An 8,432-nucleotide genomic window follows, 5' to 3' on the forward strand; every position below is an offset into this window, starting at 1 on the left:
CCCTTGGCTCGCTGACCGCCTTTTTCCTTCTTGGCATCCACACTTTTTAGCGTAGAGCCGGCGGCGAATTGACAAAGGATTCGCCCTTCGCTAACATGGACGTTGATGGTTCGGGAAAGCGAGCGGATGGCATGAAGCCCAACGGTTCAATGAAGGGGTGGCGGGCCATGGCGGTGGTGACCGCCATGGCCGGCCAGCTGGCGGCCAGCCTTTTTCTCGGCTACGGGGCGGGAGCGTGGGCCGATCGCGCCTGGGGCACCCGGCCGTGGTTGACGGTTGTGGGCTTGCTGGCGGGCCTTGCCGTCGGCGCCTATGGCATTGTCCGCTTGCTCAAACCGTATCTGGGGGGCGACGAATGAGCGATCCCCTCGCCCGGTTGCTGCGTCGCACCTTGCGCATCACCATCATGGCGAGTGCGGGAATGGTTCTTGCCTGGGTGTTGACCCCGGCAAAACCATTTTTTGCTGGGCTGCTCTTGGGAACAACCGTCAGCATGTACAATGCATACCACGCGGCGCGTCGCGTGCGCGGGTTTGTGGAGGGGCTTGCGCAACCGACGGGGCGGGCGCGCGGCATCGGCACCATGGCGCGGCTGGCCATGGCCGCAGCGGCGGGCCTGCTGGCGGCTCGCTTTCCCCACGTCTTCTCTGTCGTGGGCGTCGTGGTGGGCTTGGCGGTTGCTCCGGTGGTGGCCGCTTGCACCCTGTTGGCCGATGCTCTGCGCAACAGGCTCTGACCGCCGTGGAGAGAGTGGAGAGAAAGGAGGGAAGTGGGGAGGGTGGAACACAAGTTTCCGGTCATCACCATCGGCCCGCTGGACTTCAACCTGGTGGCCATGATGACGACGGTGATCGCCGGAGCGATCGTCTTCCTCATCGGCCGTCTCGCCGTGCGCAACCTCGACGTTCGCCAGCCGCGGGGATGGCAGAACCTCCTCGAGTGGCTGATCGAGTTCGTGCGCGGGTTGGCGCGGACGAGCATGCCGGAGAAGGTGGCCGAGCGGTACGTAACGTTGGCCTTGACCCTGTTCATGTACATCTTTGTCTCCAACCAGCTTGGCCTGCTCTTCAACGTGCAGACGACCTTTGCGACGGACGTGCCGTTCCTCGGCATCAAGGCCGGCGATCACGTGTCGTGGTGGGCGTCGCCGACGGCGAACGTCAGCGTGACGATGGCCCTGGCGACGATGGTGTTTGTCTACTCGCACTACGTTGGCATCCGCGGCAACCCGAAAACCTATGTGAAGCACTATTTCGAACCGAATTTCCTGTTCTTCCCGGTTAACCTGATCGAAGAGCTGACCAAGCTGCTCACGCTGGGGATGCGTCTTTTCGGGAACATCTTCGCCGGCGAGGTGCTGATCGCCCTGCTGGTGGTGATCGGGCTGTACGGTACCGTGCCACTGGTGGCCTGGCTGGGCTTCTCCGTCTTCGTCGGCACGATCCAGGCCTTTATCTTCACCATGCTGACGCTGGTGTACATTTCGCAAAAGGTGGCGCATGATCACCACTGATGGGCCTCGGATGGGGTGTGGATGGCGCTTTTGTTTGGCCTTCACATTAAAATTCGGTGAGAAATTGCCTCATGCGAGGAATGTGCGCCTTGTGGGTGTTTTCTGACAACCAATTTGCTTCGAGGAGGGTTTCCACATGGACTTCGCGCTTGCAACGGCTCTGATCTTCGGTTTGGCGGCGCTGGGCGCCGGTATCGGCAACGGGTTGGTCATCAGCCGGACGATCGACGGGGTGGCCCGTCAGCCCGAAGCGCGCGGGAACCTGATGACGCTCATGTTCATCGGTGTCGGTCTGATCGAGGCGTTGCCGATCATCGCGGTGGTGTTCGGGATCCTCTTGTTCACCAACATCTAACGGCCGTGTGGCGGCAACGAAACAACTGCCATGGCGAGGTTAACCTCTTGCAGGTTAACCTTCGCCTTACTTTTTGCGAGGTTTTGCCGTCCGTGCGGGGTTGTTGAATACCGAAAGGTGCGCAGAAGAAGGGAGTGGCCGTCGGATGCATTTCGAACTCGGAACGTTTTTCTTCCAGATCCTCGCGTTCCTCATCCTGCTGTATCTGATGCGCCGCTACGTGTTCGGTCCGGCGATGCGGGTCATGGAGCGCCGCCAGCAATACATCGAGGACCAGGTGGCGACGGCCGAGCGGACGCGCCAGGAAGCGGAGGCGCTCTTGCAGGAACAGAAGAACCTCCTGGCCCAGGCGCGCAGCGAAGCCCAGGAGATCATCGAGCGCGCCAAGCAGCACAGCGAGCGTGAGGCCGAGGCGATCCTCAAGGAAGCCAGGGAGCGCGCCGAGCGGATGGTCGAGGAGGCGCGCGCCGAGATCGTGCGCGAGAAGGAAAAGGCCCTCGCCGAGCTCAAACAGCAGGTCGGCGCGCTGTCGGTGCTGCTTGCGGCGAAGATCATCGAAAAGGAACTCGACGAGCGCGAGCAGCTGGCGCTGATTGAGAAGACCCTGCAGCAGGTAGGCGATTCGGCATGACGAGCGGCGTCGTGGCCAAGCGGTATGCACGGGCGCTCTTTGACGTGGCCGCGGAGCGCAACCGGCTGGATGCCGTCGAGGAGCAGCTGGAGGAGATCGTGCAGCTGTTCCGCACCAACCGCGAGTTTCACCGGTTCCTCACGCATCCGTTGATTCCGGCGGAAGAGAAGAAAGCCTTCATCGACCGGTTGGCGGGCGGCGCGTGGGTCGAGGAACTGCGGAACCTGCTGCATCTGCTGATCGATCGGGGGCGGATGAATGCGCTGCCGGCCATTGCCGAGGTGTATCGCCGCCTGGCCAGCGAGGCGCGCGGTGTGGTCGACGCCGAGGTGACGACGGCCGTTCCGCTGGGCCAAGAGGCGCAGGAGGCGATTGCCGACCGTTTGGGTCGCGCCATCGGCAAGCGCGTGCGGGTGACGAGCGTCGTCGATCCGGCCATCCTCGGAGGACTCGTCGTGCGCGTCGGCAACCGCGTGATCGACGGCAGCGTGCGCAGCCAGCTGAACCGTTTCCAACAAACCCTGGTCCGTACCGGTTCCCAAGTTCAGTGAGACAGGGGTGAACGGTGATGAGCTTGAGCATCAAGCCGGAAGAAATCTCTTCGCTCATCAAGCAGCAGATCGAGAACTTCCAGGTGGCGGTAGAAATGGCCGACGTGGGAACGGTCATCCAGGTCGGCGACGGGATCGCTCGCGTGCACGGGCTGGACAACGTCATGGCCGGCGAGCTGGTCGAGTTTGACAACGGGATCATGGGCCTGGCGATGAACCTGGAAGAGGACAATGTCGGGATCGTCATCCTCGGGCCCTTCACCGGCATCCGCGAGGGCATGCAGGTGAAGCGGACGGGCCGCATCATGGAGGTGCCCGTCGGCGAAGCCCTCCTCGGCCGCGTTGTCAACCCGCTGGGGCAGCCCCTCGACGGCAAGGGGCCCATTGAGACGACGGAATACCGGCCCGTCGAGTCGCCGGCACCGGGTGTCGTTGACCGCCGTTCCGTGCACGAGCCGCTGCAGACGGGGATCAAGGCCATCGACTCGATGATCCCGATCGGCCGCGGGCAGCGCGAGCTGATCATCGGCGACCGCCAGACGGGGAAAACGGCCATTGCCGTCGACACGATCATCAACCAGAAGGGGCAGGGCGTCATCTGCATCTACGTGGCCATCGGCCAGAAGCAGTCGACGGTGGCCAGCGTCGTGGAAACGCTGAAGAAGTACGGGGCGATGGACTACACGATCGTCGTGGCGGCGAACGCGTCGGAGCCCGCTCCGCTCCTGTGGCTGGCGCCGTATGCCGGTTGCGCGATGGGCGAGTACTTCATGTACAAGGGGCAGCATGTCCTCGTCGTCTACGACGACCTGTCCAAGCAGGCGGCGGCCTACCGCGAGCTCTCCCTGCTCCTGCGCCGTCCGCCGGGCCGCGAAGCGTATCCGGGCGACGTCTTCTACCTCCATTCGCGTCTTCTGGAGCGTGCGGCCAAGCTGAACGACCAGCTGGGCGGCGGTTCGCTGACGGCGCTGCCGTTCATTGAAACGCAAGCCGGCGACGTGTCGGCGTACATCCCGACGAACGTCATCTCCATCACCGACGGGCAGATCTACCTCGAGACCGACCTGTTCCATGCCGGCATCCGGCCGGCCGTCAACGTCGGGCTGTCGGTGTCCCGCGTCGGCGGCGCGGCGCAGATCAAGGCGATGAAGAAGGTGGCCGGTACGCTGCGCCTCGACCTGGCGGCGTACCGCGAGCTGCAGGCCTTTGCCCAGTTCGGCTCTGACCTGGACAAGGCCACGCAGGCCCGTCTCGAGCGCGGCAAGCGCGTGACGGAGATCCTCAAGCAGGAACAGTTCAAGCCGATGCCCGTCGAAAAGCAGGTGGTCAGCATCTACGCCGTGACGCGCGGCTTCATGGACGACATCCCGGTCGAAGACGTGCGCCGCTTTGAGGCGGAGCTGCTCGCCTACATCGAGCAGAACGCGCCGGACATCTTCGAGCACATCCGCACGACGAAGGACTTGCCAGATGAAAACCGCCTGAAAGAGGTCATCGAGGCGTTCAAGAAGACCTTTGTGCCCTCCGCGTCGTGAGGCTGTGGGCGCGGACGGAAAGGGTGGTGAGACGAGATGAAGGGCACCCGTGAGATCAAGCGCCGGATCCGCAGCGTCAAGAACACCCAGCAGATTACTCGGGCCATGGAGATGGTGGCCGCGGCCAAGCTCCGCCGCGCCCAGGAGCGGGCGGAGGCGGCCCGCCCGTATGCCGAGAAGATGCGCGAGGTGATCGCCTCCATCGCGCGGGGGACGACGGGGGTGCGCCACCCCATGCTCGTTGCCCGGCCGGTGCAGCGGACCGGGTACGTGGTGATCACCGCCGACCGCGGCCTGGCCGGCGCGTACAACGCGAACATCATCCGGACGACGCTCAAGCGCATCCGCGAGCGACACGCCTCGGAGAAGGAGTACGCCATCATCGCCGTGGGGCGCAAGGGGCGCGACTTCTTCAAGAAGCGCGGCTACCCGGTGGTGGCGGAGATCGTCGGCCTCTCCGACTTCCCCACCTTCGCCGACATCGAGCAGATTGCCAAGACGGCGGTGCAGATGTACGCCGACGGCACCGTCGACGAGCTCGTCCTCATCTACAACGAGTTCGTCAACCCGGTGGTGCAGCGGCCCGTCGAGAAGGTGCTCCTGCCCCTCGCCGACGTGGGCGAAGCGGCAGCGGGGGTCTCCTACGAGTACGAGCCGTCGCCCGAGGCGGTGCTGGAGGTGCTCCTGCCGCGCTACGCGGAGACGCTCATCTACAGCGGCCTGCTGGAGGCCAAGGCCAGCGAGCATGCCGCGCGGATGACGGCGATGGGCAACGCCACCGACAACGCGACGGAGATGATCGAACGGCTCACCCTCATGTACAACCGGGCCCGCCAGGCGTCGATCACCCAGGAAATCGCCGAGATCGTCGCCGGCGCCAACGCCCTGCAATAGGACGGGAGTCTTTGCGCACAGGGAGGGAAGGCGATGAACAAGGGACGCGTCGTGCAGGTGATGGGTCCGGTCGTCGACATCCAGTTCGAGCGTGGACACCTGCCTGCCATCTACAACGCGATCAAGATCCAGCACAAAGCGACCAAGCCCGGGGAGCTGGACATCGACCTGACCGTGGAGGCGGCCCTGCACCTGGGGGACAACATCGTGCGTTGCGTGGCCATGGCCTCGACGGACGGTCTGGTGCGCGGCATGGAAGCGGTGGACACCGGGGCGCCGATTTCGGTGCCAGTGGGTGAGGAAACCCTGGGCCGCGTGTTCAACGTCCTCGGGGAGCCGATCGACAACCAGGGTCCGGTCAATGCCAAGCGGCGTGACCCGATCCATCGTCCGGCTCCGCCCTTCGTCGAACAGGCCACGACGTCGGAGATCCTCGAGACGGGGATCAAAGTGATCGACCTCCTCGCCCCGTACGCCAAGGGCGGGAAGGTCGGCCTCTTCGGCGGCGCCGGCGTCGGCAAGACGGTCCTCATTCAGGAGCTCATCCACAACGTGGCCATGCAGCACGGCGGCCTGTCGGTCTTTGCCGGGGTCGGCGAACGCACGCGCGAGGGGAACGACCTGTACCACGAGATGAAGGAATCGGGCGTCATTTCCAAGACGACGATGGTGTTCGGCCAGATGAACGAGCCGCCGGGCGCCCGTCTGCGCGTGGCCCTCACCGGGCTGACCATGGCCGAATACTTCCGCGACGAGTACGGCCAGGACGTGCTGCTCTTCATCGACAACATCTTCCGCTTCACCCAGGCCGGTTCGGAAGTGTCGGCCCTCCTCGGCCGCATGCCGTCGGCGGTGGGCTACCAGCCGACGCTGGCCACGGAGATGGGGCAGCTGCAGGAGCGCATCACTTCGACGAAGAAGGGGTCGGTCACGTCGATCCAGGCCATCTACGTGCCGGCCGACGACTACACCGACCCGGCGCCGGCAACGACCTTCGCCCACCTCGACGCGACGACCAACCTGGAGCGTTCCATCGCCGAGAAGGGCATCTACCCGGCCGTCGACCCGCTCGCCTCGACGTCGCGCATCCTCCAGCCGCACATCGTCGGCGAAGAGCACTACCAGGTGGCCCGCGGCGTGCAGCAGGTGCTGCAGCGCTACAAGGAGCTGCAGGACATCATCGCCATCCTCGGGATGGATGAACTCTCCGACGAGGACAAGCTGATTGTCGCCCGCGCGCGGAAGATTGAGCGCTTCCTGTCCCAGCCGTTCCACGTGGCCGAGCAGTTCACCGGCGTGCCGGGCAAGTACGTCCCGCTCAAGGAAACCATTCGCGGGTTCAAGGAGATCCTCGAGGGCAAGCACGACGACCTGCCGGAGGCGGCCTTCCTCTACGTCGGGACCATCGACGAAGCGGTGGAGAGGGCGAAGACGCTGTAAGGCGCTTCGCCCGTTAGGAGGGGATGGCCGTGAACACCATGCGACTCGACATCGTCACGCCGGACGAGACGGTCTTTTCCGATGAGGTCACCTTTGTCCTGGCCAAGGGGGTCGAGGGGGACCTGGGGATTTTGCCTCAGCACATGCCCCTCGTCACCCCGCTCAAGGACGGCCCGGTGAAAATCAAGCAGGAGGATCGCCAGCAGGTGGTGCACCTGCGCGGGGCCTTCCTGGAAGTGCGGAAGGACCGCGTCACCATTCTGGCCGAGGCGGCCGAGTGGGCCCACAAGTAGGCCGCAGGCCGACGGTTTCGACGCGGTTGCGCCGCCGCATTCCCGCCGGAGCGTTTCCGGCGACAACCCGGCGCCTCGCAACTGGAAGCTCCCGGTTGCGAGGTGCTTTTTTTTCTTGTTTTTGTTATGCTAAAAGGGGTGACAACTCTGGCCCTTGGAGGGACGCGAATGACCGAATACACCAACAATTATGTCCTTGTGTCCGTGTTCGTGCTGCTCGGCCTGCTGTTGCCGGTGGCAGCGCTTACGCTGGGGCGGTTCCTGCGCCCGCATCGGCCGACGCCGGAGAAGGGCAAGCCCTATGAGAGCGGCATCGAGCCGACGGGCACCAGCTGGGTCCGGTACAACGTGCGCTATTACCTGTTCGCCCTGCTCTTTGTCATCTTCGACGTGGAAACCGTCTTTCTGTATCCGTGGGCAGTGGCATACAATCAACTGGGGCTGTTCGCGCTGGTGGAAGTGCTGATCTTTATCACGCTCTTGCTCATCGGCCTGCTGTACGCCTGGAAGAAGAAGGTGTTAACATGGACGTGAGGATTGAAGGGCTGACGCCCGACGAGCAGCGGGAAGTGGGGCAAAACGTCCTGCTTACGACGCTCGAGCAGATCAAGGCGTGGGCGCGATCGAACTCCCTGTGGCCGCTCACCTTTGGCCTGGCCTGTTGCGCCATCGAGATGATGGCCGCCGGAGCGCCGCGCTACGATCTTGACCGCTTCGGGGTCATTTTCCGCGCCTCGCCGCGCCAGGCGGACCTTATGATCGTCGCCGGCACGGTGACGAAGAAGATGGCGCCCATTTTGCGCCGCTTGTACGACCAGATGCCCGAGCCGAAATGGGTGATCGCCATGGGGTCCTGCGCCACGGCGGGAGGCCCCTACGTGCGGTCCTATTCCGTGGTGAAGGGCGTCGACCAGATCGTGCCCGTCGACGTGTACATCCCCGGCTGTCCGCCGACGCCGGCGGCCCTCATCTACGGCATCCAAAAGCTCCAAGAGAAGATCTGCGCGCAAGCGAAAACCGGGAAGAAGAAGGTGACCCGCTCGTGAGCGAACGCGACAAGGCGCAACCCGAAATGACGCAAGATTCCCGGCGTTCCGAACAGCCGGCGCCGGCTGATGCGCCTGAAGCGAAAGAGGCGCCAGCGGCGAAAGGGGCGGCGGACGGCAAAGACGGACCGGACGCCAAGGCGGCGGCCCGCGCGCGCGCCGCGGCGGCCGCCC

12 protein-coding genes are annotated in these 8,432 nt (G+C 64.5%); all 12 read left to right on the plus strand.

Annotated features, from left to right (window positions below):
• The first annotated feature begins 149 nt into the window (after nucleotides 1-149).
• Nucleotides 150-359 (plus strand): AtpZ/AtpI family protein, encoded by a 210-nt coding sequence (locus IEX61_RS11430; protein ID WP_229725858.1) that lies wholly within the window; start codon nucleotides 150-152, stop codon nucleotides 357-359.
• Nucleotides 356-736, plus strand: a complete 381-nt coding sequence (locus IEX61_RS11435) for an ATP synthase subunit I (protein WP_188818145.1) — start codon at nucleotides 356-358, stop codon at nucleotides 734-736. Before IEX61_RS11430 ends, IEX61_RS11435 begins: the two co-directional genes overlap by 4 nt.
• Nucleotides 737-778: 42 nt before the next feature.
• Nucleotides 779-1,513 (plus strand): F0F1 ATP synthase subunit A, encoded by a 735-nt coding sequence (gene atpB, locus IEX61_RS11440; RefSeq protein ID WP_054670702.1) that lies wholly within the window; start codon nucleotides 779-781, stop codon nucleotides 1,511-1,513.
• Between the two features lie 136 nt (nucleotides 1,514-1,649).
• Complete coding sequence (atpE, locus tag IEX61_RS11445) at nucleotides 1,650-1,868, plus strand: F0F1 ATP synthase subunit C (protein ID WP_054670699.1); 219 nt, start codon at nucleotides 1,650-1,652, stop codon at nucleotides 1,866-1,868.
• 145 nt (nucleotides 1,869-2,013) lie between these two features.
• Entirely contained in the window at nucleotides 2,014-2,499 is a 486-nt protein-coding gene (gene atpF / locus IEX61_RS11450; protein ID WP_054670696.1) for a F0F1 ATP synthase subunit B, read from the plus strand.
• On the plus strand, nucleotides 2,496-3,050 hold the full coding sequence (locus tag IEX61_RS11455) for a F0F1 ATP synthase subunit delta (RefSeq protein WP_054670693.1): 555 nt from the start codon (nucleotides 2,496-2,498) through the stop codon (nucleotides 3,048-3,050). The genes atpF and IEX61_RS11455 overlap by 4 nt, the downstream gene beginning before the upstream one ends.
• Before the next feature lie 23 nt (nucleotides 3,051-3,073).
• Nucleotides 3,074-4,585, plus strand: a complete 1,512-nt coding sequence (gene atpA / locus IEX61_RS11460) for a F0F1 ATP synthase subunit alpha (protein ID WP_308423737.1) — start codon at nucleotides 3,074-3,076, stop codon at nucleotides 4,583-4,585.
• A 36-nt stretch (nucleotides 4,586-4,621) separates the two neighbouring features.
• A complete protein-coding gene (atpG, locus tag IEX61_RS11465) occupies nucleotides 4,622-5,479 on the plus strand; it encodes an ATP synthase F1 subunit gamma (RefSeq protein WP_188818149.1) in 858 nt (285 codons plus the stop codon).
• Between the two features lie 33 nt (nucleotides 5,480-5,512).
• A complete protein-coding gene (gene atpD / locus IEX61_RS11470; protein WP_054670690.1) occupies nucleotides 5,513-6,919 on the plus strand; it encodes a F0F1 ATP synthase subunit beta in 1,407 nt (468 codons plus the stop codon).
• 38 nt (nucleotides 6,920-6,957) lie between these two features.
• Nucleotides 6,958-7,212, plus strand: a complete 255-nt coding sequence (atpC, locus tag IEX61_RS11475; protein WP_229725859.1) for an ATP synthase F1 subunit epsilon — start codon at nucleotides 6,958-6,960, stop codon at nucleotides 7,210-7,212.
• A gap of 168 nt (nucleotides 7,213-7,380) precedes the next feature.
• Nucleotides 7,381-7,746: an NADH-quinone oxidoreductase subunit A gene (locus tag IEX61_RS11480; protein WP_054670684.1), complete on the plus strand. Its 366-nt coding sequence runs from the start codon at nucleotides 7,381-7,383 to the stop codon at nucleotides 7,744-7,746.
• Nucleotides 7,737-8,258, plus strand: a complete 522-nt coding sequence (locus IEX61_RS11485) for a NuoB/complex I 20 kDa subunit family protein (RefSeq protein ID WP_054670681.1) — start codon at nucleotides 7,737-7,739, stop codon at nucleotides 8,256-8,258. The genes IEX61_RS11480 and IEX61_RS11485 overlap by 10 nt, the downstream gene beginning before the upstream one ends.
• The last annotated feature ends 174 nt before the right edge of the window (nucleotides 8,259-8,432 follow it).

Source organism: Calditerricola satsumensis (assembly GCF_014646935.1).
Classification (GTDB): Bacteria; Bacillota; Bacilli; order Calditerricolales; family Calditerricolaceae; genus Calditerricola; species Calditerricola satsumensis.

What these genes read in the sequence shown, in the direction of transcription:
- IEX61_RS11430 (WP_229725858.1), top strand. Translation starts at nt 150, where the DNA reads ATGAAGGGGTGGCGGGCCATGGCGGTGGTGACCGCCATGGCCGGCCAG.
- IEX61_RS11435 (WP_188818145.1), top strand. Translation starts at nt 356, where the DNA reads ATGAGCGATCCCCTCGCCCGGTTGCTGCGTCGCACCTTGCGCATCACC.
- atpE (WP_054670699.1), top strand. Translation starts at nt 1,650, where the DNA reads ATGGACTTCGCGCTTGCAACGGCTCTGATCTTCGGTTTGGCGGCGCTG.
- atpF (WP_054670696.1), top strand. Translation starts at nt 2,014, where the DNA reads ATGCATTTCGAACTCGGAACGTTTTTCTTCCAGATCCTCGCGTTCCTC.
- IEX61_RS11455 (WP_054670693.1), top strand. Translation starts at nt 2,496, where the DNA reads ATGACGAGCGGCGTCGTGGCCAAGCGGTATGCACGGGCGCTCTTTGAC.
- atpG (WP_188818149.1), top strand. Translation starts at nt 4,622, where the DNA reads ATGAAGGGCACCCGTGAGATCAAGCGCCGGATCCGCAGCGTCAAGAAC.
- atpD (WP_054670690.1), top strand. Translation starts at nt 5,513, where the DNA reads ATGAACAAGGGACGCGTCGTGCAGGTGATGGGTCCGGTCGTCGACATC.
- atpC (WP_229725859.1), top strand. Translation starts at nt 6,958, where the DNA reads ATGCGACTCGACATCGTCACGCCGGACGAGACGGTCTTTTCCGATGAG.
- IEX61_RS11480 (WP_054670684.1), top strand. Translation starts at nt 7,381, where the DNA reads ATGACCGAATACACCAACAATTATGTCCTTGTGTCCGTGTTCGTGCTG.
- IEX61_RS11485 (WP_054670681.1), top strand. Translation starts at nt 7,737, where the DNA reads ATGGACGTGAGGATTGAAGGGCTGACGCCCGACGAGCAGCGGGAAGTG.